Genomic DNA, 21,866 nt, shown 5'->3' with positions numbered 1-21,866 from the left:
CATGAAGGCGGCAAAGGCGCTCTTCCACGACCAGGCGCCTGTCTTGAAGCATATGAAATCATTGGCCACGTTGCGGCCGCATTAAAACCCGTCGAACGTGGGGGCGGCCCCCTCGGCGCCGTCGTCGCGGGTGATCCTGACATCGGGCATCGGGAGCAAGGCACCGACGATCGGCTCCCCGGAAACTCGGATCTTGCAGCTGAGGATCGCGTCAGGTGCGATGCCGGTCGGCGGGGTCCGCGGCGGCGTCAGACCGGCCTGAGATCGGCGGATGCCGCCGGCTGTCACGCTCGGTCGGCGCGTGGGCATCATTGATGGAGTGAAACCTGTTGCCCTTCATCGATACCACCCTCCACCGCCCGCACTTCGGCGTGCCGTGAAGAGCCCGCCCTCCTGTCGCTGGGCGGAATCATCGATTGCAGGTCATGCGGCAAGCTCCGGGCCGCGCCGGACGCATCGCGCAGCCCGCCCGTGGGCATCGTGCCAAGCGCGACGCAGCCCGCGGCCCGTTCGGGGCCGCGGGCCAGACTTCATGCCTTCGCGCCGCGACGCAGCGGAAGGACGCTCCGCAGATAGGCGAAGTGGCGTTGCGCCATGCCTTGATAGGGCCGCCAGCCATCGGAGGTGTTCTGCGCCACCGCGTCGGAAAGGACCGCGAGCGGCTGGCCGGATGATCGCGCGAGGATCAGCGTCTTGGCCGCCTTCTCGAAGAAATAGAGATCCTCGAACGCATCGGCCACCGTCTCGCCGACGATACAAACGCCGTGGTTGCCCATCACCAGCACGCTCTTGTCGCCGAGCGCGTCGGCAAGCCGCTCACCCTCTTCCGCTGCATCAGCGATGCCGCCAAAGGAGAGGTCATAGGCCGTGCGCCCGTAGAAGCGCGCAGTGTTGTTGTCGATCGGAACCACGGTCGGATCGGCCAGGCAAGCCAGCGCGGTGGCGTAGGTCGTATGCGCGTGCAGCACGACGCGGGCGTCGGGCATACTGCGGTGCAGCGTGCCGTGCACGCACCATGCCGAGGCGTCTGGGGCCCCGGGGCCGTCGAGCGCGGCTTCGTTGCGCCCGTCGAGCAGCAGCAGGTCCTCTGGCTCGATGGTGTCGAAATGCTGCCATTTCGGGTTCAGCAGGAACTCCTGCCCATCCGCCGAGACGGCGGCGCTGAAATGGTTGCCGACGCTCTCGGACCAGCCGAGCATGTGGCAGATGCGGAATGCATCTGCCAGCTCGGCCCGGAGCTGAGCCTCGGTATCGGTGGGGTGAACGGTCGCGTTCATGCCTTGAAGCGCCCTTCGCTGACCAGCGCGCGGTAGGTCGAGCGCATTTCCGAGCGATCCACGTAGCAGCCGCGCAGGTAGCGGTCGCCGCTGCTTGCGGTGTAGGCAGCGCGGCCGTGCACGATGCGGTGGTTGTCGAAGACCATGCACTCGCCGCCCTTCATCAGAAAGCGCATCATGTACTTGTCTTCCTGCAGCATCCGCCCGAAGCGGCAGAAGGCGGGATAGTAGTCGTCGAGCAGCTTCTGGTCGAGGTCGAAGATGTCCGCCATGTGCTGGCTGATGGTCAGGCCAGAGACCTCGCCGTACTGGTCGAGCTCGATCACGTACTGGCGCGAGCGCGCGTCGTAGGTGTCGTGCTCGCAGAAGAAGGGAATGGCGACCTCGGAAAGCAGCTTGAAGCCCTCGGGGTCGCGCTTGCGAAAATCATTCGCGACGGCGACGCCGTCCGAGTAGAGGCTCTCGCCGCCGTCGACGGTGTTGACCCGGCAGTGCAGGAACTGGATGCCGGGGGCGAATTCCTCGGCGGGCGTGTCGGTGTGCAGCTCCAGCGCGCCGGCGGTGTAGGCGGTGTTGGTCGGGTTGATGTGGGTCCGGACGTCGAAATAGGTGCCGAAGAAGGTCGGGCGCACGCCGCCCATCAGCTCGGCGGTCTGGGTCAGGCCCTCGTCGCTGTCGGGCATATCGGTGACGATGGTGAAGCCGTGCACCAGCATCGCCTCGATCCACTTGGCGCGGGTCGCCTTGTCGGCCACGAGTTCGGGCTGCGAGAAGCGCGGAACCGTCGGGTAGTGGTCGCTGAACCAGGGTTCACGCGCCAGGTCGGCGGGATCGCTGCGGACCTTTTCGCCGGCATAAGTTTCGAGCCAGGAGATCGGCGTCTGGGTGACGTGCTCTTCGCCGGCCCAGGCGATCACCAGAGCGTCCCCCTGAACCTCGGCGGAGACGGCGCGCGGCGCGGTGTCGAGGTGGAAGATGTCGAAGGTGCGTTCACGGGTGACCGGGCTGAACGAGCTCGGGCAGTTGTCGCGGAGCCAGTAGTAGTTGAAATAATGGCTGACGCCATCGGACAGGACGATGTCGAGACCCTTGTCGCCGAGCGTGGCAACGGCGGGGACGGTGATCGGCGAGCTGAGATCGTTCATGTCATATCTTTCGCGCATTGGAAGGAGGAAGGGAGCTGTCGTCTGTCCCGGAGCATTCCACCAAAAGCAGTTTCAACACAGATCGTTTCGTGTGATCTTATCTTAACCCCTGACTTAACATGATCCCGATGTCCCATCTGCCGCCCCTGCGCCTTCTCGTCACCTTTGAAGCCGTCTCGCGCCACGGCTCGATGCGCAATGCCGCGGCGCGGCTCAACGTGACCCAGCCCGCCGTCAGCCAGGCTTTGCGCAGTCTAGAGGACCATGTCGGCGCGCCGCTCTTCGACCGCTCCGTGCGCCCGGCCCGGCTGACCGAGGCCGGAGAGCTGCTTTCCCGCGCCGTGCGGGAGGGACTGGGGCGGATCTTGGCCGCGCTCGAGGACATCCGGGCGCTCCATTCCATCGGCGAGCGACAGGTGACTGTGGCCTGCACGCTGGGCATGGCCACCTACTGGCTGATGCCGCGCCTGCCGGGCTTTTACGCCGAGAGCCCGCAGATCACCGTCAACGTCCAGGCGCCCGCTACCGACCTGCCGGTGCTGTCGCCGGGCATCGACGTGGCGTTCCGCTACGGGGTCGGCGGCTGGCGCGAGGGGCGGACGGAAAAGCTCTTCGCCGAGAAGGTGTGCCCGGTCGGGGCGTCGGGGCTGGTGGCGCAGCTTTTGGAAGAGGGGCGCGGGCTCGACACTGCGCCGCTGATCCACGTACGCAGCCCGCACAACCAGCACTGGGCGGGCTGGGAGGATTATCTGCAGGCGCGCGGCATCTCTCGTCCGCGCGGCGGCGGTCAGGTTTTCGACAACTACGTGCAGGCGGCGCAGGCGGTCTACAACGGTCGCGGGCTCATGCTGGGCTGGCGCTCGATCACCGAGGGCGCGGTGCAGGAGGGTGCGCTGCGGCACTGGCCCGACGGGATGCTGGACCTCGGGACCGCCTATTTCATGACCACCGCCTCGGCGCTCTCGCGCGACGCCGAGATTTTCGTCGACTGGGTGCGCGCGCGCGGCGCCGCGGTCTAGGCGGGACGGGGCCGTCCTGTCTCCTGTCGACAGGAACGCCTGGCGCGCGGGCGCGGAGAAGGTTTCAGGGCCCGGTACGCGTCCGGTCGGCGGTTGAGACGAGGCGGCGCGCAGACAGGCCCCGCCGCCCGATCCTCGTCTTCGTCGTCAACAGGACGCTGCTCGATCTCGACCAGAAGCCCCGGCCGATCCTTTCTGCGACGCAGCCATGCCTGTTGGGTGGCTCGCGGACAATACGGGCAGACGCTGAGCCTGTCCCCGACCGGCATCGTCAGGCCCGCGACGCAGCCCGACGGGGTGGCACCGGGCCTCATGCCTCTGGCGCGCGCGATCTGCGCCCGTGACACCGAGCCGCGTCAGATCTTCTGGATCAGCAGCCAGTCGACCAGCGTTTGCACGTCCTTGCGCCCGCGCAGGTCGTCGCGCTCGACCAGCACGAAGTTGGCTGCCATGGGCAGCGACAGGCCGAAGAGATCGACAAGCCGCCCCTCGGCAAGCTCGCGGCGCGCGAAGCTGCGCGACAGGATCGCGCAACCGTGCCCGGCAGAGAGGATCTGCATGGCGATGAGTGAGCTGTCGGCCTTGATCCAGTAGTCCGGGCGGGGGCCCTCGAAGCCGCATTGATCGAACAGCCGGTCCCAGTCGGTTTCCGAGCCCACGATCTGCACAATGTCGGCCTGCGCCAGCGCCTCGGCCGTCGGCTCGGCCCCGAAATTCCCGACGTATTCGGGATGGCACATGAGCGTGGCGTCGGCGACGGGAATCGGGTGGCTGGCCTGCTCGGGCCAGTCGCCCTCGCCGTAGCGGATGTCGAGATCGAAGCTCGTGCCGTCGATGCGGTCGGACCAGACTGCGGTCGAGAGTTCGACGTCGATCTCGGGATGCAGCCGCGAAAACTCCCGTAGCAGCGGGGCAAGGATCAGCGCCGCAAAGCTGATCGAGCAGCGCAGCTTCACCACGGACTTGCTCTGCACCCGGAAGAGACCGTCGGTCGCCGCCTGCATCTCGAGGAAGGACTTGCGCACGGGGATGGCATAGGCCAGCCCGAGGTCGGTCAGCTGCACCCCCTTCGGAAGCCGCGTGAAGAGCTGGATCCCGAGGTGATGCTCGAGCAGGCGGATCTGCTGGCTCACCGCTGCGGGAGTCAGGTTCAGCTCGTCCGCTGCGGCACTGAAGGAACTGTATCGCGCCGCGGCCTCGAAGGATCGCAGCCAGGTGACGTGGGGCAGCCTGCGCATATGAAGATCAATCCGATGTTTTTTGCCCACCATGAGTCCGCGGCGCGGCAGCTTCAAGTGGCTTTGCTCCAAGTCCCGTGAGGGCAAAGCAGTCACAGCCGTTGTTTGAAGATGGGTGCGAAAGCCGCACATGTGGAAGGCGACCCTATAAGCCCATGTGAGCGACAGAATGCAGAGCTTGGAATTCGATTACATCGTCGTCGGCGCCGGATCAGCGGGCTGTGTTCTTGCCGAGCGGCTTTCGGCGAACGGGCGTCACAGCGTGCTTGTGCTCGAGGCTGGCGGTAGCGACCGCAAATTCTGGATCAAGGTGCCCTTGGGCTACGCGGTCAACTACGCCAATCCGTCGCTCAACTGGGGCTATTACACCGACGCGGACCCGGCGCTCAACGGACGTGTCAGCTACTGGCCGCGCGGCAAGGTGATCGGCGGCTCGAGCTCGATCAACGCGATGACCTATGCACGCGGCCAGGCGCGGGATTTCAACGACTGGCAGGCAGCGGGCGCCGAGGGTTGGGACTGGCCGGCGGTCCGCGCCATCTACGAGCGGATGGAGACCCGCTCGGACGGGCCGAAGGCGGGCCCGGTCTGGGTGCAGGATCTCTCCGACCAGATGAACCCCTTCTCGCGGCGCTTCATCGAGGCCGCGCGCGAGGCGGGCTACGACACGCCCGAGGACATGAACGCCGAGGGCGCCGAGGGCGTGAGCTACTACCGCAGCAACGTGCGCGGCGGGCTGCGCTGGTCGGCGGCCGACTGCTTCCTGCGCCCGGCCCTGGGCCGGGCCAACGTGTCGCTGGTCTCGGGCGCGCATGTCACGGGCCTCAGCTTCGACGGGCCGCGCATCAGCGGCGTGTCCTTCGAGCAGGGCGGCGAGGCATTGACGGCACGGGCGAGGGCCGAGGTCATCCTGAGCGCCGGCGCGATCAACTCGCCGCAACTGCTGCAGGTGTCGGGGATCGGGCCGGCCGCGCTGCTGCGCGAGCACGGTATCGAGGTGCGCCGCGACATGCCACAGGTCGGGGCAGGGCTGCAGGATCACCTCGCGATCTCCTATCAGTTCCACGCCAACGTGAAGACGCTGAACGCCATTCTCGGGACTCACGCGGGGCACATGGCCGCGGGGCTGCGCTTTGCATTGTCGCGACGCGGACCGCTCGCCGTTCCGGTGAACCAGGTGGGCGGATTCGTGCGCTCGCACGAGGACGCACAGGCCCCCGACATCCAGCTCTTCTGCAACCCGGCGTCTTACGAGATCAGGTCGGACGGGCCGGCAGTCATCGACCGGGCGCAGGGCTACCTGCTCTCGGCCCAGCCCTGCCGCCCAACCAGCCGCGGGACGGTGCAGATCCGCTCCGCCGATCCGCGCATCGCTCCCCGGATCAACGCCAATTCCCTGGCGACGCAGGAAGACCGCGACGCCGCGGTCCGGGGCGGCCGGCTCCTCCAGAGGCTGGCAGAGACCCCGGCCCTGCGCGCGGTGACGACGGGCTGCAAGAGCGAGCAATTCGCGGGAATGAGCAATGCGGAACTCCTGGACGATTTCCGCGACCGCGCCTCGACCGTATATCACCCGACCTGCACCTGCCGCATGGGGCATGATGCGACGGATTCGGTCATCGACGCCCGTCTGCGGGTGCACGGCGTGCCCGGCCTGCGCGTGGTCGATGCGTCGAGCTTCCCCAACATCACCTCCGGCAACACCAATGCGCCGACGATGATGCTGGCGATGCGGGCGGCCGATCTCATTCTCGAGGACCTGCGCCAAGAGCGCGGCTGAAACAAGGGAGAGCGCGATGCGCCTCGAAAAACTCGAAACCTTCGTGGTGGGCAACCCGCCGCCGCGCCACGGCGGGCGCTACTTCATCTTCGTGCGCCTGACCACGAGTTGCGGCATCACCGGGGTGGGCGAGATCTACAACGCCACCTTCGGCCCCGAGGTGTGCTGCGCCATGGCGCGCGACATGTTCGAGCGGCAATTCGAGGGCGCCGATCCGCAGCGCATCGAGTTGCTGTTCCGCCGGGCCTATGGTGCGGGGTTCACCCATCGCCCGGACGTAAGCGTGATGGGCGTGTTCTCGGGGCTCGAGATGGCCTGCTGGGACATCCTCGGCAAGGCGGCGGACAAGCCGGTGGCGGATCTGCTCGGCGGGTGGGTGCACGACCGGCTGCGCAGTTATTCCTACATCTATCCCGAGGCCGGGGATGTCTATCCTGACCCGGACAAACCCAATGCCTACAACGACCCGCAGATCGCCGCCGGCATCGCCGCGAAGATGGTCGAGCAGGGCTTCACCGCGGTGAAGTTCGACCCCGCTGGACCCTATACGATCTGGGACGGGCACCAGCCCCGGCTCGGGGACATCAGCCTGTCGATCGCCTTTTGCCGCGAGATCCGCGCCGCGGTCGGCGACCGGGCCGACCTGCTCTTCGGCACGCACGGGCAGTTCACCGTGTCGGGCGCTCGACGCATGGCGCGGGCGCTCGAGCCCTTCGATCCGCTCTGGTTCGAAGAACCGGTGCCGCCCGAAAGCCCCGAGGCGATGGCGCAGGTCGCATCCTTTACCTCGATTCCGGTCGCGGCGGGCGAACGGCTCTGCACGAAATACGAGTTCGGCCGCTTGCTCGACTGCGGCGCCGCGTCGATCCTGCAGATGAACCTCGGCCGCGTCGGCGGGCTTTTCGAGGCCAAGAAGATCGCCGCCATGGCCGAGGTGAAACAGGCACAGATCGCGCCGCATCTTTACTGCGGGCCGATCGTCGCCGCCGCCAACATCCAGATCGCCGCCGCCTCGCCGAACTTCCTGATCCTGGAAAGCATCGGCACGTTCGAGGGCCCCTACATGAGCGCCGTCAAGGGCGGGATCGACTGGGAGGACGGCTATGTCATCCCGTCCCGGAAGCCCGGCCTCGGGCTCGAGCTCGACGACGCGGCCATCGCCGCAATGCCCTATGAGGGCAGCGAACTTCATCTGACGCTGGACTTGTCCCACGTCACGCCCTGAGGAAGAAAGCCCATGATCACAATCGATAAATTCTACATCGGCGGCGCCTGGGTCGCCCCCGAGGCCGGCACCACCATGCCGATCCTCACCCCTTCGACCGGCGCCCAGGTGGGCACGCTCACTCTCGGGACCGCAGCCGACGTCGACCGCGCCGTGGCCGCGGCCAGCACCGCCTTTGAAACCTGGTCGATGACCAGCAAGGCCGAACGCCTTGCCCCGCTGCGCCAACTTGCCGAGCTCACCCGCGCGCGAATGGACGAGCTCGCCCAGGCGATCACCACCGAGATGGGTGCGCCGATCACCATGTCGCGCAAGGTGCAGGCCTATTCCGGCCTTGGCCATCTCGAGAGCTTCATCGAGGCGCTCGAGGCCCACGAAGACGAGGAGACGCTGCCGAACGGCGACATCGTCAGCCGCGAGCCGATCGGCGTCTGCGGGCTGATCACGCCCTGGAACTGGCCAATCAACCAGATCTCGCTCAAAGTGGTTCCGGCGCTCGCGACCGGCTGCACCTGCGTGCTCAAGCCCTCCGAGCACACGCCGCTCTCCGCCCGGCTTTACGCCGAACTGATCCACGAGGCAGGCTTCCCCGCCGGGGTCTTCAACCTTGTCTACGGCGACGGGCCGAGCGTGGGCGCGGCGCTCTCGCGGCATCCGAACGTTGCGATGATGTCCTTTACCGGCTCGACCCGCGCGGGCAGCGCCGTGACCCGCGACGCGGCGGCGAGCATCAAGCGCGTCACGCTCGAGCTGGGTGGCAAGTCGCCCAACGTGATATTCGCCGATGCCGATGTCGACGCCCGCGTCGCAGAGGGCGTCTCGGCCTGCTTCGACAACACGGGACAGTCGTGCAACGCTCCGACCCGGATGCTGATCGAGCGGTCCGCCTACGAGCGCGCGCTCGAGGTGGCACGGGCCACCGCCGAAGCGCAGGCCGTCGGCGATCCGGCGCAGGAGGGCGACCACATCGGCCCGCTCTTCGACCAGATTCAGTTCGATCGGGTGCAGTCCATGATCCAGGTCGGGCTCGACGAGGGCACGCGCCTGCTGGCCGGCGGGCTGGGCCAGCCCGAGGGTCTGCCGCAGGGTTGCGAGACCGGCTGGTTCGTGCGTCCCACCATCTTCTGCGACGTGACCCCCGACATGACGCTCTGGCGCGAGGAGATCTTCGGCCCGGTATTGGTGATGGCGCCGTTCGACACCGAGGCCGAGGCCATCGCGCTTGCCAATGACACCGACTACGGGCTCGACGCCTATGTGTCGACCGGCGACGAGGCGCGGGCGCTGCGGATGGCGCGGGCGATGCGCGCCGGCGGAATCCACATCAACGGGCGCGGCTCGGACTACGGCTCGCCCTTCGGCGGGTTCAAGCAATCCGGCAACGGCCGCGAGGGCGGGCGCTTCGGGCTCGAGGATTATCTGGAGATCAAGGTCCGCCCGGCCTTCGTGGCATGACCCGGCTTCGCATATGAAAAGAAGAAGGGCGCGATACACGATCGCGCCCTTTCCGTTTCTGCCCGGACTATAAGCCCGAAGTTACTCTGCAGCGGCCTGCTGCTGTGCCCGAAGGACCGCCAAGGGCGCGGAGAGCCCGGTCGGGATCACCTCGTAGCCCTGTTCCTCGGGCTCGTCGTCGGTCATCTCGGCGGGGAATCCGGGTGCGAGGATCGACATGCCCGTGGCCTCTTCGAGGCGGCGGATGATGTTCGGCGACAGTTCACGCTCGCCGAAGCGGGCGATGCCCTCGTTGAAGATCTCGACCATCAGTGGGCTGATCTCGAGCGGCACGCCGTTCTGCTCGGCGATCTTCTGGAAAAGCCCGATGTCCTTCTTCACGAGGTCCATGGTGAAGGAGATGTCGCGCGAACCGTTGAGGATCACCTGGCTCTCGGTCTCGTGCACGAAGGACGTGCCTGACGAGATCTTCATCGCCTCGTAGGTGGTGTTCATGTCCATGCCGGCGGCCTTCATCGTCACCAGCGCCTCGCAGCAGGTGAGCAGGTTCGCGGTGGCAAGGTAGTTGGTCATCACCTTCAGGATCGACGCGCTGCCGATCTCGCCGGTGTGCAGCACACGGCGCCCGAGCGTCGTCAGGATCGGCAGCATCCGCTCGAAAGTCGCGCGGTCGCAGCCTGTGAAGATCGAGATGTTGCCGGTGTCGGCTCGGTGACAGCCCCCCGAGACCGGGCATTCCATTGCCGAACCGCCGCGCGCGATGACGAGTTCCGACAGGCGCTTGATCTCGTCGGCGTCGGTGGTCGACATTTCCATCCAGATCTTGCTGGAATCGATTTCGGGAAGCATTTCCTCGACGACCGCGGCCGATGCGGCGGGCGAGGGCAGGCAGGTCACGACCGCATCGCATTCCTGCATCAACGCGGCGGGGCCGGAGGTGGATTTCGCACCGCGCTCCACGAACGCCGCCACGAGCGCCGGGTTGAGGTCGTGCACGGTAAGATCGAAGCCGTTGCGCAGAAGGCTGCCGGCAAGTTTGCCGCCAACATTGCCGAGGCCGACGAAGCCGATTTTCATCAGGGGCTGGTCCTTTCAGGGGAAGCGTGTCGCAAGTCGTGACACCAGCGTGGGAGAAATCCCCTGAAGAGTAAAACAACGGCATTTGCCCCATTGGGGCCGGTTCCGTTGGTTGCGGCCCGCACCCCCGAACACGGGCGCGGGCCGCGCTTGATCACTGGGCGCGGTGCTGCACCTGGCGGTCGGTCATGACCTCTTCGAGCCAGCCCAGACGCATCTCGGGGACCGAGGCCAGCAGCGTCTCGGTGTAGTCGTCGTAGGGCGGCGCGAGCACCTCCTCACGCGGGCCGTAGCGCACCACCTTGCCGCGGTACATGACCGCGATGTCGTCGGCGATCGCCTTCACCGTGGCAAGATCGTGGGTGATGAACATGTAGGCCACGTCCTCCTGCGCCTGCAGGTCGAGCAGCAGCCGCAGGATGCCATCCGCCACCAGCGGGTCGAGCGCCGATGTCACCTCGTCGCAGATGATGAGATCGGGTTTCGCCGCCAGCGCCCGCGCGATGCAGACCCGCTGTTTCTGCCCGCCGGACAGTTCCGCCGGGTAGCGGTCGGCGAAATTCCGGCCCATCTCGATCTGGTCGAGCAGCTCCTGCACGCGACGGCGCTTGGCCTCGCCCTTGATCCCGAAGTAGAAGTCGAGCGGCCGGCCGATGATGGTCTCCACCGTCTGTCGCGGGTTCATCGCCACATCCGCCATCTGGTAGATCATCTGCAACTCGCGCAGATCCTCGCGGCTGCGGTCCTTGAGCGCGGCCGGCAGCGTCCGCCCGGCGAACTCGACCCGCCCGGAGTGGGGCGTCATGAACCCGGTAATGGCGCGCGCCAGCGTCGACTTGCCCGAGCCGCTTTCACCGACCACCGCCAGCGTCCGGCCCTTGGCGATCTCGATGCCGATGTTCGACAGCACGTCGGTCTTCATCCCGCGATAGCACGCCGAAAGCTCGTGAACCTTCAGGAACGCCTTGGCGGGCGGCTTCGCCGGGTGCGGGATCGAGCGCACGGAGACGAGCGCATTTGTGTAGTCCTCGCGCGGGGCCTCGATGATCTGGCGGGTCTCGCCGTGCTCCACCATGCAGCCGCCGCGCAGCACCATGATCTCGTCCGAGACCTGTGCCACCACGGCAAGGTCGTGGGTGATGTAGAGCGCCGCGACGCCGGTCTCGCGGATCGCCGACTTGATCGCCGCGAGCACGTCGATCTGGGTCGTAACATCGAGCGCGGTGGTAGGCTCGTCGAAGATCACCAGCGAGGGGCGCGGGCAGAGCGCCATGGCGGTCATCACCCGCTGAAGCTGCCCTCCGGAGACCTGGTGCGGGTAGCGATTGCCGATGGTCTCGGGGTTGGGCAGGCCCAGCTGGCGGAAGAGATCGACCGCGCGCGCCGCGGCCTCGGCGCGGGTGGCAAGGCGGCGCCGCACCGTGGTCTCGATCACCTGGTCCATCAGCTTCAGCGCCGGGTTGAAGGCCGCCGCCGCCGACTGGGCGACATAGGTCACTTCCTGGCCGCGAAGCCTGCGCAGCCCGGAGGATCGCTCTTCGAGGATGTTTCGCCCGTTGAGGGTGACGGAGCCGCTGGTGATCCGCACGCCGCCGCGCCCGAACGCCATGGCGGAGAGCCCGATCGTCGACTTTCCCGCACCGGATTTGCCGATCAGGCCGAGCACCTTGCCCTTCTCCAGCGAGAAGGAGACGCCCTTGACGATCTCGATGTCCTTGGGCGGCGCCCCCTCGGGGTAGACCGTGGCGCCGATCCTCAGATCGCGCACTTCGAGAAGGATGTCACGCGCCATCGCGGCCCCCTTTCAGGCTGGTGGTTCGGTTCAGCACCCAGTCGGCAACGAGGTTGACCGAGATCGCGAGCGTGGCGATCGCCGCCGCCGGGATCAGCGCGGCGGGGATGCCGTAGACGATGCCATCCTTGTTCTCCTTCACGATGCCGCCCCAGTCCGCGATGGGCGGCTGTACGCCCAGCCCGAGGAAGGAGAGCGTCGAGATGAAGAGAACCATGAAGATGAAACGCAGCCCCATCTCCGCCACCAGCGGCGAGAGGGCGTTGGGCAGGATCTCGTGGAAGATGACCCATCTGCGCCCTTCGCCGCGAAGCCGCGCGACCTCGACATAGTCCATGACGTTGATGTCCACGGCGACCGCGCGGGAGAGGCGGAAGACGCGGGTGGAATCGAGCAACCCCATCACGAGGATCAGCACGAGGACCGTGACCGGCATCACCGAAAGCACGACCAGCGCAAAGATCAGCGCGGGGATCGACATGATGAGGTCGACGAAGCGCGACAGCATCTGATCGACCCAGCCGCCCATGACCGCCGCTGTCAGCCCCAGCACCGAGCCGATGGTGAAGCTGAGCAGCGTCGCCGCGGTGGCGATGAGGATCGTGGTCTGGCCGCCGAAGATCATCCGGCTGAGCAGGTCGCGGCCGATGTTGTCGGTGCCCAGAAGATGAGTGGCGGAGACCGGCTCCCAGACGTCGCCCACGACCTCGGCCATGCCGAAGGGGGCGATCACCGGCGCGAAGATCGCCGCGAGGAAGTAGAGGATGGTCAGGATGAGCCCGATCAGGGCGGAAAGTGGAATGCCCTTCATCGGCGGTGCCTCAGTCTCGGGTTTGCAAGGATGGAGATCACGTCGGCGATCATGTTGAGCCCAATGTAGACGGCGGCGAACACGAGCCCACAGGCCTGCACCACCGGCACGTCGCGCTTGGAGACGTGATCGACGAGGTACTGCCCCATGCCGGGGAACACGAAGACCACCTCAACCACCACCACGCCGACCACGAGATAGGCGAGGTTTACCATCACCACGTTGACCACGGGCCCGATCGAGTTGGGGAAGGCATGGCGCGCGATCACCGTGATCGGACGCAGGCCCTTGAGCTCGGCGGTCTCGACATAGGCCGACTGCATGACGTTGAGGATTGCGGCGCGCGTCATCCTCATCATGTGACCGAGCACCACCAGAACGAGCACGAGCGCCGGGATTGCGATCACCGAGAGCTTCTCGCCGAAGCCCATGCCCGGATAGATGGTCGAGACCGAGGGGAAGACCCGGAACTTGACCGTCAGCACGAACATCAGGATGTAGCCGAGCATGAACTCGGGGATCGACACCGTGGTGAGCGTCACCGCCGAGATCAGCCGGTCGGGCCACTTGCCGCGGTAGCGCACCGCGATCACGCCGAGCGCGATGGCCAGCGGCACGGCGATGACGGCGGCGATCCCGGCAAGAAAGAGCGTGTTGGACAGGCGCTGCCCCAGTGCGGTGGCGATGTCCTGGCCGTTGCTGAGCGCGGTGCCGAGATCGCCGTGCAGCACGCCGCTGAGCCAGGCGAAGTAGCGGGTAAGCGCGGGCTGGTCGATGCCGAGCTCGGCGCGGAGGTTGGCGAGCGCCTGGGGAGTGGCGCTCTGCCCGAGTATGGATTGCGCCACGTCCCCGGGCAGGATCGCCGTACCGAGGAAGATGAGCGCGGAGGCCGCGAGGAGGAGAAGGAGACCCAGCGAAATTCGCTGGGTCAGAAGGATCGTAACGGGATGTTTCAACACGTCAGCTTGCCAGCCAGGTCTTGTGCGGCGCGAGGCCGTTCATCGCGTCTTGGTTGCCGTCGACCACCCAACCCTGGATGTCCGTGCTCACCGCTTCGACGAAGTCGTTAAACATCGGGCAGATCACGCCGCCCTCCTCGTGCAGGATGGAGGCCATCTCGGCGTATATCTCGGTCCGCTTGCCGGCCTCGACCTCGGCCCGGGCCTCGAGCAGGAGCGCATCGAACCTGTCGTTCTTGAACCGGGTGTCGTTCCAGTCGGCGCTCGAGAAATAGCCGGTGGAATACATCTGGTCCTGGACCGGCCGGCCGCCCCAGTAGGTCGCGCAGAACGGCACGACATTCCAGATGTCGGACCAGTAGCCGTCGTTCGGCACGCGCTTGACCTCGAGCGGGATGCCCGCCGCCTGCGCCGATTGCTGGAACAGCGCCGCCGCGTCCACGGCACCGGGGAAGGCGGCATCGGCCACCTGAAGCACGATGGGGCTGCCGTCATGGCCCGAGGCCTTGTAGTGCTCGGCGGCCTTCTCGAGATTGAACTCGCGCTGCGGCACGCTGTCCGAGAACAGCGGGTAGGCGGCGTTGATCGGAATGTCGTTGCCGACCGAGCCGTAGCCCTGAAGGATCTTGTCGACCATTTCATCGCGGTTGATCGCGTATTTCAGCGCAAGCCGCAGGTCCTTGTTGTCGAACGGAGCCGTGTCGCAATGCATCGCAAAGACGTAGTGACCGCGGCCCGAGACGCTCTTGACCTCGATGTTCGGCGCGCGCGAGATCAGGCCCGCGACCTTGGGCTCGACGCGGTTGGCGATGTGCACCTGGCCCGACTGCAGCGCCGCCATGCGGGCGGTCGCGTCGTTGATGACGAGGAATTCGACCGCGTCGTAATGGCCCCGGGTGTCGTCCCAGTAATCGGCGAACTTCTCGAAGGTATAGCGCACCCCCGCCTCGTGCGTGACGATCATGTAGGCGCCGGCGCCAATCGTGGTGGCTGGATCGTCGCGCCCCCCCTTCGGCTGGATCTGTAGGTGGTAGTCCGACAGCAGGTAGGGCAAGTCGGCGTTGCCGGTGTCGAGGGTCAGCACGACCCAGTCGCCGTCGATGGAGATCCCGGTGATGCCCTTCATGATGGCCAGCGCGCCGGACTGCGAGTTCTCGTCCGAGTGACGCTCCAGCGTCGCGACGACGTCTTCCGGCGTCAGCTCGGAGCCGTCGTGGAACTTAACGCCCTTGCGGATCTGGAAGCGCCAGATCGCGGCATCCTCCGAGCTCTCGACCGCCTCGGCGATACGCATATCGAGCGATCCGTCGGGCGCGACGTCGACCAGCGGCTCGCCGAAGGTGCGCAGCACGTTGAAAGTGACCGAGTTGGCGGCCAGCGCCGGATCGAGGCTGTCGGTGCTCTGCCCGCTGGCAAGCGCCATCTTCAGGGTTCCGCCCTTACGGGGTTCCTGGGCGTGCAGCGCACCGGGCAGCATCATGCCCGCGGCGCCCGAGGTCACCGCCAGCGCGGACATCCGCTCGAGAAAGGCGCGGCGGCTCAGCGCCATGGAGTTCGCGAGGGTCTTTGACTTGTTCTTCACGTTTTTGAATCCCTGTTTTTCTCTTATTTTCATCGTCTTGTCCTGCGCCCGCTCGGCGTAGCGGAGCCTGCGAAGGCTTCGACACAGGCCCGGTTCGAGAAAGCGTTCCGCTGCCGTCAGCCGGATGGACCGACGCGTGGTCTTCCGGCGGCCGCGAAGCGCTGAAAATGGCTGCCAGGCTTCCCAGCCCGCGAGAGAGATCTCGGCGTAGCGGAATGCTGACGTTGGGCCCGCCCTTCCATTATCCCTCCACGTCGAAGTCTAGCCAGAGGGTCCGGTAGTTGGCTGGGGCTGTAAAGCAACGGCATTTGGGTCTTTGGGGTGCGCAAGGGGGGGTCAAGCCCTGCCGCCTTGTCACATTCGCACACAATGCTGCGGCAGCGCGCGAAACGGGCGTGCCGATGCGGCAGTCGCGTTTCCGCACATCGGCGGCTCTGGTGCTGATCTTCGATGATTTTGATCGTTTCATGATGGCATTTGTGAAATATTTCCCCCGGAGCGCCGTCCCGGGCGGGACGTCGACCTTCGCAGGGCATCCGATTCCCTTGGCTCCGCAGAGCCCCTTGCCGCGCCACGAGTTGCGCGGAGGGGGGCATTGCCGCCGCCAGGCCAGCGCCGGCGCGGCACAGGGCATCGCGACCGGGCGCCCGACGCCGTCCTCCTGCGGCAGCCGCGCAAGCCCTGAACGCCCTGCCGGTCATGGGACTTCTGGCCGCGCGGAACGATCCTGCGCCCGAAACGCAACCAGTAGAAAGTTTGAACGAATGAAGGACGCTGACATGCCCCGCCGCCCGATTCTGGTCTTTGATGTGAACGAGACCCTGCTCGATCTCGACCACCTCCGTCCTGTCTTCGCGGATCTCTTCGGGGATGCCGCCATGATGCGGGAGTGGTTTGCGCAGCTCGTGCTTTATTCGCAGACCATGTCGTTGATCGGGGTGTCCTCGGATTTCGGCACGCTGGGTGCGGCGGTGCTGCGGATGCTCGGCGAGATCCGCGCGGCGCCCATAGACGAGGCGGCTGTAGCGGAGTTGCGCGAGGCGGTCGGTTCGATGCCGGCGCATCCCGACGCGGTCGAGGCGCTCGAGCTCCTGCGCGACAAGGGGTTCCGGATGGTGACGTTGACCAATTCTTCGAAGGGGAACGGGGAAAGCGCGCTCGACCGGTCGGGACTCTCGGGGTATTTCGAGCAGATGCTGAGCGTGTCCCCGACCGGCGTCTTCAAACCCGCGCCGCAGACCTACGCGCTCGTGACCGAGACGCTCGGGGTGAAGGTCGAGGAACTATGCCTCGTCGCCTGCCATGTCTGGGACACGATGGGGCTACAGGCGCTTGGCGGCAAGGGCGCGCTCGTCACACATGGAGTCAACGCGCCGCTGCCTGTGCCCGACGCGCCGCAGCCCGACGTGGTCGCTCCGGACCTCATGGCGCTGGCGCGCGCGATCTGTGCCGAGTGGCCCTGACCCGCATCAGACCTTCTGAACAGGCCGCCGGTCTGTCGGTGTCTGCGCGTCCATGCGGCGCGCAGGCTCTTTCGCTCATGCAGCACCAGTTTCGCTGTCATCGCAACGATCGGCGCTCCAACCTTTCGATGGCCTGCGCCGCGTCGGACGAGAACGGTGGACGACGGCCAATCCGATACGGTCCCGCTCCTGGACTGGCTGTCGTAATGTAAAGCTCTGCTGTGGTCGCTACTGCGCAGCCTCGTGTGGGAAGATCGCTACGCCATCTTCTGCGCTGAAGAATCCGAACTCTGCAACCTGGTGCGATGCTCCATTCTGCCCGGTCCAATGCACCGTGGCACGGTGATTGCGAACCTCGTGCATCACCGCGTCGTATGTCAGCACCAGGGAAGCTGGAAGACCCCCGGCGGTCGCCATCTGCCACTGACTGATTATCAGGGCAAAATGACCGAGATGGTCATGATATGCGAACTGAACACGCGCCCCGGTCATCGTCAGGTCCAGCCGAGCGTCATCCGCTGTCACCGCAAGATGGCCTCCGAGATAGCGCGACAGGCCCGCAGCAAGCTCCGGGGGAACCGGCTCGCCAGGTGGCACCTCCGCCAAGGCGGCAAGTTCGGGCGCCGCAACGAGAAGGTCTTCGACCGGAAACTGGATCGTCAGCTCCAGCGTGGCGTTCTGCTCCCGAAGCATCAGAACGCTGCCGGGCAGGGCATGAGAAAATGCCGCCCCGACACCGGCGACACTCACCGCGAGCGCGAGCAGGCCGGATCGCCAGATCACTCTGTCTGCCCGCCATAATCGCGGGTCAGGTCGCGCCAGACCGAATGGGGGTGGATCCCGACCTTCTCCGTGGACTTGTTCGACTGGAGGGAGAACTCGATCCAGAGCGATGGACCATGCACGCGCACGTAATCGTCTTCGGCGCTCAGTTGCGGAGTGCCGGAATACCCCAGATAGGTTTCGGGAAGCTCGGCGGTGTAGCGGTCCATGAAGGCCGCCGCTCCGGTTTCGGAGACATCGCCGACATAGGTCTCGATCGCGGCCAGAAGCAGGGCTTTCTGGTCCTCGTCCAGCTCGGAGACTGGCAGCCCTTCAAAGCTGTCGGGAATGGCGTCGTCGGCCTGTGGTCCGGCGAGGATGTCGCGGTAGGTTCCGTCCAGCTCGGTCGCGGCGCGTTGCTCCTCCGACAATGCGCTGAGCAGCGTGGCAAAAGCGTCGCGTTCCTGCGTGAGGGGCTGATTGACCCGCCCGTTCATCTCGAAATAGGGGAAGGGCTCCACGCCCCGGAACGATGGCGTGGCCCCCGCCAGCTCGCCATCGACATAGGTATTGGCAAAGGCCATGTGGTGGCCACCGTAGTAAAGCTCCCAGACACCGCTCGGACCGGGGGTGCCCAGAAAGGCGAACTTGGTGTTGAAGGAGGAATAGCCGGCCTTGTAGTCGGTGCTGACGGTGTTGATATAGTCGTCGGCATTCAGCGTCTGAACCATCTCCTCCCAGCCTTCGTCGGGATCGCCGCCCGTGGCTTCCATCATGATCGCCTTGACCAGCCCGCGCTGCTCGATGTTCAGCTCGCCAAGGAGCACGCCCGGCCGCTTTGGAAAGGCTCCGGCGGGCAGGTTGCTCCAGTATTCCGCCTCGGTGCGGGAATAGTCCAGTTGCAGTTTCTCGAGGATCTCTTCGGAGACGTCGGACTTCAGCAGATCAATCAGGCAAAGCATCCGGTCATAGCCCGGAGCCTCGCCGCAATCGTCGGCAGTGTCGGGGATCGGCACGCTTTCCATCAGTGTGCTGGTGTCGCCCATGCGCGCCTGAAGGGCTGCGCTCAGCGCCTGATCCTCATCAGACATCGGCGGCGGGCCGTCATGTTCCTGCGCAAAGGTCGGTGAGGCCAGAAGAGTTGCCAACGCAACCGCTTTTGTTAGTTCGAGCTGACGACGCATGGCGATCCCTTCCGTAGCAACTGAAGCCCGGGCACAGCATCGACAAAACCGCGAGGAATGGCAACCGGAAGCGAGGCGATCGAAAACCGCATCGCGCGCTTCGCGGCACGTCGCGCGGGCTCGCACCGGTCCTCCGGTTTCGTGTGCAGGTTTTGCAGCCCCCCGCCGCTCGGATCGCGACGCGTGTCGCGGCTCCTGTGGAGTGCGCCCCTGCGGATGGACCAGGTTGGCCGGTTGAATTGACCTCCTGCGGGCTTTCAGAGGAAGAAAGCCTATGCCCAGACGCCACCGAAGCCATAGTACCGAATTCAAGCGCCAGGTCGTCGCCGAGTTTCAGGGCGGCGAGACGCTTCAAGCGCTCGGCCGCCGCCACGACCTGTCGCGCAACCTGATCCGGGTCTGGATCGAAAAAGCGGAAGCAGGCGCGCTCGACGAAGACGTGGCGGCGGCCGAACTGATGGCCGAATACGAAGCCCGGATCGTTGCGCTGGAGCGGCTTGCCGGGCGCCAGGCGCTCGAGATCGAGTTTCTAAAGGGGGCTCGACGCTCCGGACGCTTGCCGAGAAACGAGCCTACATCCGGGACTGCCGACCCCGGGGGCTCTCGATCCGGCGGGGATGCGAGCTGATGGACGTCGCGAGGTCCAGCTTCTATGCCGATCCCGGCCCCAGGCCCGGAGACACCGTCATCATTGAGGAAATCCGGGCGATTACCGACGAGTTCGAGGGCTATGGCTACCGCCGGGTCGATGCCGAACTCCGGCATCGGGGCATGGTCGTGAATTCGAAAAAGGTCCGGCGGCTGATGAGAGAGAACGGCCTGAACCCGCGGCGGAGGCGGCGCACCACCCGCACAACAGACAGCGACCATGGCGGCCCGATCTTTCCTTTCATTGCCAAGGAATTCGAGGTTTACGGTCCGGACCAGCTCTGGGTAGCTGACCTGACTTACATCACCATCGCCGGAGGCTTCGTTTATGCCGCGCTGATCCTGGACGCGTGGTCGCGCCGTGTTCTCGGCTGTGCCATCGGCCGCAGCATCGACGCCCGCCTGGCGGCGAGGGCGCTCCGCAGCGCGATCGCGGAGCGGCGTCCCTTGCCCGGCTGCGTTTTCCACACGGACCGCGGATCCCAGTACGCGTCGGAGCTGCATCGAGGCATTCTTGCCGAACAGGCTTCTTCGGATCTATGAGCCGCCGCGGCAACCCGTACGACAACGCAAAGGCCGAGAGCTTCATGAAGACACTGAAGGTGGAGGACGCTTACCTTATGGAGTATGAGGCGTTCGACGACGTCGCCACACGCCTGCCCCGGTTCATCGAGGCCTACAACAACCGCCGCCTGAGAATGTCCATCCGCAGGGGCGCACTCCAATAGGGGGTCAAAGTTCGCTGCCGATTGACAATCTCGACGGCGACGAACTCGCTTCATTCCAGAGTCCGCGCTGGTGCAGGAAGTCGGCCACTTGGCGGGCGCGTGCGCCTCCGCGAAGGGAGGCGCTGCCAGCTTGGCCTGCATTGGCGCCGCAGCGGTCCTTGGTAGTTCGGGTCCTTGGCCGGCGTGCCGTCGCCGGTGCCGTAGTATTTTGCCAGACACGCGGCGCCAGGAATTTGGTGGCTGCCCGAGCAGGTGATGATCGACATAGGCTCACTGCCCGGACGTCCCGGGTGAAGTGCGGTTCCCATCAATTCAGATGATGTCGGGATCGCTAGCGAAGTCCTTTTGGGATCCGCGCAATTCCTCGACCGACACCCTGGCTGATATGGATCGTGCCGAGATGCACTTGGAAGCCTTCCCAAGGTCATGCACTCGAGGTCCAAGCGGTGCCCCTAGCTGCCCGATCAAATCCGTGGCGATAGAGAGCCTGCATGTAGCTGGGCGCGAACCGGTCAGTCGGATCCCAAACGATGCCTGCGGCGGGATCGATGGACGCACTCAGGACATTGAGCCCGATTTGCCGGCCTGCGAGCCGTGTTGCCGCAAGCTCGGAACGGGCGGAGGCTCTGATCATCGTGGTGAGTGCCTGCTGCGAGACGCCAATTGCACTCTTGTTCACCTTCTGCGGTGCCGGATCGAGTGTATTGTTAACCACCACAAAGAGATTGCCCCCATTCAGCTTGGGCATCTGGGGGCCGTAGGCCGCAGAGGGAATTGCGAGAAACGGCATGTAAACCCCGCCATCGACATGAGTTTCCAGATGCTTGGCACCATTCGCCAGATAGCTGATCCCGACCGGCGGAAACATCCCGGGAATTGCCGCCGAAGCGCGGAGGATCGCGCGGAAGAGCTTTGCTTTTCCGTCCCTCGCGATGGCTCCCATATCCCAGACCACCGCCCGTGAAATATCGAGACTGGTCGTCACGACAAATAGCCGTGCCCCGGTGGCATGTCTCGCTGCGACACCGCGCAACACAGAGGGTGGCGTGAACTCTTCGATGAGTTTCTCCAAGGGCGCGGTATCGTAGAGCGAGCCGTTGGTCACGAAGCCCAAAGCACTCAGCTCCATGAGATCGCGCGCTCCGTGCTTTAAGAACATGTCGCGCAACCTGTCGTCATAGTCCGCGCCGAGAAAGGCGAACGGCGCGATCAAGGCTCCGGTGGACACGCCCGTCACGATGTCGAAATCCGGTCGCGTTCCCGACTTGCTCCAGCCGTTGAGAAGACCCGCGCCGAAGGCGCCATCCTCTCCGCCTCCCGAGAGAGCGAGGATCTGCGGAGCACTCCCGAGTTGATCAAGGGGCACATGATCGCTCCAGCTTGCAAGGTCTGCGTTCGCGAGTAGCCGGTAGGCCGCGAGCGGATCGCTATCGTCACCCAGCGGAGGGTGCGTCTCGGGCGTTCCGCCGGACGTACAGGCTGAGAGCAGAGCGGCGCAGGATCCGATGAGGAAGTCGCGCCGAGGGAGGTTGATACTTGTCATGAGGATGTTCCCCGAAATATTCGGCGGCGTGTCAGACGGCAGGTTACCGTGCCCGCCGCGTCTTGAGCCAAAGACACTCGCGCGGACGCTGGCTCAGCCAAGAGGGGCGGCGCCTGATGGAATGCAGCTCAGGCCCGTCTCTCCATCCAGGGAGCGGCAGACACCGGATAGCGTGTTG

Annotated in this window: 19 protein-coding genes; 8 read left to right on the top strand and 11 right to left on the bottom strand. The window is 65.7% G+C overall.

What is annotated here, in order from left to right; translation table 11 throughout:
- Positions 1-530 precede the first annotated feature (530 nt).
- Entirely contained in the window at positions 531-1,277 is a 747-nt protein-coding gene (locus ACXAD2_RS02280) for a class II aldolase/adducin family protein (protein ID WP_475166321.1), read from the bottom strand.
- Positions 1,274-2,422 carry a TauD/TfdA family dioxygenase gene (locus tag ACXAD2_RS02275; protein ID WP_475166320.1) on the bottom strand — a complete coding sequence of 383 codons (1,149 nt, stop codon included), beginning with the start codon at positions 2,420-2,422 and terminating at the stop codon, positions 1,274-1,276. Before ACXAD2_RS02275 ends, ACXAD2_RS02280 begins: the two co-directional genes overlap by 4 nt.
- 119 nt (positions 2,423-2,541) lie before the next feature.
- On the opposite strand from ACXAD2_RS02275, the gene ACXAD2_RS02270 reads away from it, so the two are divergent.
- On the top strand, positions 2,542-3,441 hold the full coding sequence (locus tag ACXAD2_RS02270) for a LysR family transcriptional regulator (RefSeq protein ID WP_475166316.1): 900 nt from the start codon (positions 2,542-2,544) through the stop codon (positions 3,439-3,441).
- Positions 3,442-3,797: 356 nt separating this feature from the next.
- Here ACXAD2_RS02270 and ACXAD2_RS02265 read toward each other — a convergent pair whose 3' ends face one another.
- A complete protein-coding gene (locus tag ACXAD2_RS02265; protein ID WP_475166312.1) occupies positions 3,798-4,679 on the bottom strand; it encodes a LysR substrate-binding domain-containing protein in 882 nt (293 codons plus the stop codon).
- Between the two features lie 169 nt (positions 4,680-4,848).
- Here ACXAD2_RS02265 and ACXAD2_RS02260 point away from each other — a divergent pair, with 169 nt between their 5' ends.
- Genes ACXAD2_RS02260 through ACXAD2_RS02250 form a run of 3 tightly spaced genes read left to right on the top strand, consistent with a single transcriptional unit; the run spans position 4,849 to position 9,139 of the window.
- The gene (locus ACXAD2_RS02260) at positions 4,849-6,459 is read left to right on the top strand and encodes a GMC family oxidoreductase (RefSeq protein WP_475166309.1); all 1,611 of its coding nucleotides are present in this window, start codon (positions 4,849-4,851) and stop codon (positions 6,457-6,459) included.
- Positions 6,460-6,475: 16 nt separating this feature from the next.
- Positions 6,476-7,684: a mandelate racemase/muconate lactonizing enzyme family protein gene (locus ACXAD2_RS02255; protein WP_475166307.1), complete on the top strand. Its 1,209-nt coding sequence runs from the start codon at positions 6,476-6,478 to the stop codon at positions 7,682-7,684.
- Positions 7,685-7,696: 12 nt separating this feature from the next.
- Entirely contained in the window at positions 7,697-9,139 is a 1,443-nt protein-coding gene (locus ACXAD2_RS02250) for an aldehyde dehydrogenase family protein (RefSeq protein ID WP_475166304.1), read from the top strand.
- Positions 9,140-9,220: 81 nt separating this feature from the next.
- Here the strand turns inward: ACXAD2_RS02250 and ACXAD2_RS02245 are convergent, their stop codons facing one another.
- The 5 genes from ACXAD2_RS02245 to ACXAD2_RS02225 all read right to left on the bottom strand — a co-directional run bounded on the left by ACXAD2_RS02245 (position 9,221) and on the right by ACXAD2_RS02225 (position 15,327).
- The gene (locus ACXAD2_RS02245; RefSeq protein ID WP_475166303.1) at positions 9,221-10,216 is read right to left on the bottom strand and encodes an NAD(P)-dependent oxidoreductase; all 996 of its coding nucleotides are present in this window, start codon (positions 10,214-10,216) and stop codon (positions 9,221-9,223) included.
- Between the two features lie 154 nt (positions 10,217-10,370).
- Positions 10,371-12,008, bottom strand: a complete 1,638-nt coding sequence (locus tag ACXAD2_RS02240) for an ABC transporter ATP-binding protein (RefSeq protein WP_475166301.1) — start codon at positions 12,006-12,008, stop codon at positions 10,371-10,373.
- On the bottom strand, positions 11,998-12,819 hold the full coding sequence (locus ACXAD2_RS02235) for an ABC transporter permease (RefSeq protein WP_475166298.1): 822 nt from the start codon (positions 12,817-12,819) through the stop codon (positions 11,998-12,000). The genes ACXAD2_RS02240 and ACXAD2_RS02235 overlap by 11 nt, the downstream gene beginning before the upstream one ends.
- Positions 12,816-13,775, bottom strand: a complete 960-nt coding sequence (locus ACXAD2_RS02230) for an ABC transporter permease (protein ID WP_475166297.1) — start codon at positions 13,773-13,775, stop codon at positions 12,816-12,818. The genes ACXAD2_RS02235 and ACXAD2_RS02230 overlap by 4 nt, the downstream gene beginning before the upstream one ends.
- A 4-nt stretch (positions 13,776-13,779) precedes the next feature.
- A complete protein-coding gene (locus tag ACXAD2_RS02225) occupies positions 13,780-15,327 on the bottom strand; it encodes an ABC transporter substrate-binding protein (protein ID WP_475166485.1) in 1,548 nt (515 codons plus the stop codon).
- A gap of 812 nt (positions 15,328-16,139) precedes the next feature.
- Between ACXAD2_RS02225 and ACXAD2_RS02220 the strand changes: the two genes are divergently transcribed.
- Positions 16,140-16,823 carry a haloacid dehalogenase type II gene (locus tag ACXAD2_RS02220; RefSeq protein WP_475166293.1) on the top strand — a complete coding sequence of 228 codons (684 nt, stop codon included), beginning with the start codon at positions 16,140-16,142 and terminating at the stop codon, positions 16,821-16,823.
- 228 nt (positions 16,824-17,051) lie between these two features.
- Here the strand turns inward: ACXAD2_RS02220 and ACXAD2_RS02215 are convergent, their stop codons facing one another.
- Complete coding sequence (locus tag ACXAD2_RS02215) at positions 17,052-17,606, bottom strand: hypothetical protein (RefSeq protein ID WP_475166292.1); 555 nt, start codon at positions 17,604-17,606, stop codon at positions 17,052-17,054.
- Positions 17,603-18,733: a DUF3500 domain-containing protein gene (locus tag ACXAD2_RS02210; RefSeq protein WP_475166289.1), complete on the bottom strand. Its 1,131-nt coding sequence runs from the start codon at positions 18,731-18,733 to the stop codon at positions 17,603-17,605. Before ACXAD2_RS02210 ends, ACXAD2_RS02215 begins: the two co-directional genes overlap by 4 nt.
- A gap of 310 nt (positions 18,734-19,043) precedes the next feature.
- Here ACXAD2_RS02210 and ACXAD2_RS02205 point away from each other — a divergent pair, with 310 nt between their 5' ends.
- From ACXAD2_RS02205 to ACXAD2_RS02195, 3 genes are read left to right on the top strand one after another with little or no spacing between them, the layout of a single operon-like run.
- A complete protein-coding gene (locus ACXAD2_RS02205) occupies positions 19,044-19,397 on the top strand; it encodes a transposase (protein WP_475166287.1) in 354 nt (117 codons plus the stop codon).
- Positions 19,346-19,960, top strand: a complete 615-nt coding sequence (locus tag ACXAD2_RS02200; protein WP_475166483.1) for an IS3 family transposase — start codon at positions 19,346-19,348, stop codon at positions 19,958-19,960. Before ACXAD2_RS02205 ends, ACXAD2_RS02200 begins: the two co-directional genes overlap by 52 nt.
- Positions 19,961-20,004: 44 nt before the next feature.
- The gene (locus ACXAD2_RS02195; protein ID WP_475166285.1) at positions 20,005-20,145 is read left to right on the top strand and encodes a hypothetical protein; all 141 of its coding nucleotides are present in this window, start codon (positions 20,005-20,007) and stop codon (positions 20,143-20,145) included.
- A gap of 424 nt (positions 20,146-20,569) precedes the next feature.
- On the opposite strand, the gene ACXAD2_RS02190 is transcribed toward ACXAD2_RS02195, so the two are convergent.
- A complete protein-coding gene (locus tag ACXAD2_RS02190; RefSeq protein ID WP_475166283.1) occupies positions 20,570-21,688 on the bottom strand; it encodes a patatin-like phospholipase family protein in 1,119 nt (372 codons plus the stop codon).
- Positions 21,689-21,866: the final 178 nt, after the last annotated feature.

The sequence above is a fragment of the Salipiger sp. ABN3_019 genome, from assembly GCF_056158605.1.
The sequence above is the reverse complement of the archived record's forward strand: the minus strand, read 5'-3'. Positions and strand labels throughout refer to the sequence as shown.

Excerpts from the sequence above, each read along its gene's own strand:
- ACXAD2_RS02250 (WP_475166304.1), top strand. The coding sequence starts at position 7,697 with ATGATCACAATCGATAAATTCTACATCGGCGGCGCCTGGGTCGCCCCC.
- ACXAD2_RS02225 (WP_475166485.1), bottom strand. The coding sequence starts at position 15,327 with ATGGCGCTGAGCCGCCGCGCCTTTCTCGAGCGGATGTCCGCGCTGGCG.
- ACXAD2_RS02270 (WP_475166316.1), top strand. The coding sequence starts at position 2,542 with ATGATCCCGATGTCCCATCTGCCGCCCCTGCGCCTTCTCGTCACCTTT.
- ACXAD2_RS02255 (WP_475166307.1), top strand. The coding sequence starts at position 6,476 with ATGCGCCTCGAAAAACTCGAAACCTTCGTGGTGGGCAACCCGCCGCCG.
- ACXAD2_RS02275 (WP_475166320.1), bottom strand. The coding sequence starts at position 2,422 with ATGAACGATCTCAGCTCGCCGATCACCGTCCCCGCCGTTGCCACGCTC.
- ACXAD2_RS02265 (WP_475166312.1), bottom strand. The coding sequence starts at position 4,679 with ATGCGCAGGCTGCCCCACGTCACCTGGCTGCGATCCTTCGAGGCCGCG.
- ACXAD2_RS02280 (WP_475166321.1), bottom strand. The coding sequence starts at position 1,277 with ATGAACGCGACCGTTCACCCCACCGATACCGAGGCTCAGCTCCGGGCC.
- ACXAD2_RS02190 (WP_475166283.1), bottom strand. The coding sequence starts at position 21,688 with ATGACAAGTATCAACCTCCCTCGGCGCGACTTCCTCATCGGATCCTGC.
- ACXAD2_RS02195 (WP_475166285.1), top strand. The coding sequence starts at position 20,005 with ATGAAGACACTGAAGGTGGAGGACGCTTACCTTATGGAGTATGAGGCG.
- ACXAD2_RS02235 (WP_475166298.1), bottom strand. The coding sequence starts at position 12,819 with ATGAAGGGCATTCCACTTTCCGCCCTGATCGGGCTCATCCTGACCATC.
- ACXAD2_RS02260 (WP_475166309.1), top strand. The coding sequence starts at position 4,849 with ATGCAGAGCTTGGAATTCGATTACATCGTCGTCGGCGCCGGATCAGCG.
- ACXAD2_RS02245 (WP_475166303.1), bottom strand. The coding sequence starts at position 10,216 with ATGAAAATCGGCTTCGTCGGCCTCGGCAATGTTGGCGGCAAACTTGCC.
- ACXAD2_RS02240 (WP_475166301.1), bottom strand. The coding sequence starts at position 12,008 with ATGGCGCGTGACATCCTTCTCGAAGTGCGCGATCTGAGGATCGGCGCC.
- ACXAD2_RS02220 (WP_475166293.1), top strand. The coding sequence starts at position 16,140 with ATGCCCCGCCGCCCGATTCTGGTCTTTGATGTGAACGAGACCCTGCTC.
- ACXAD2_RS02205 (WP_475166287.1), top strand. The coding sequence starts at position 19,044 with ATGCCCAGACGCCACCGAAGCCATAGTACCGAATTCAAGCGCCAGGTC.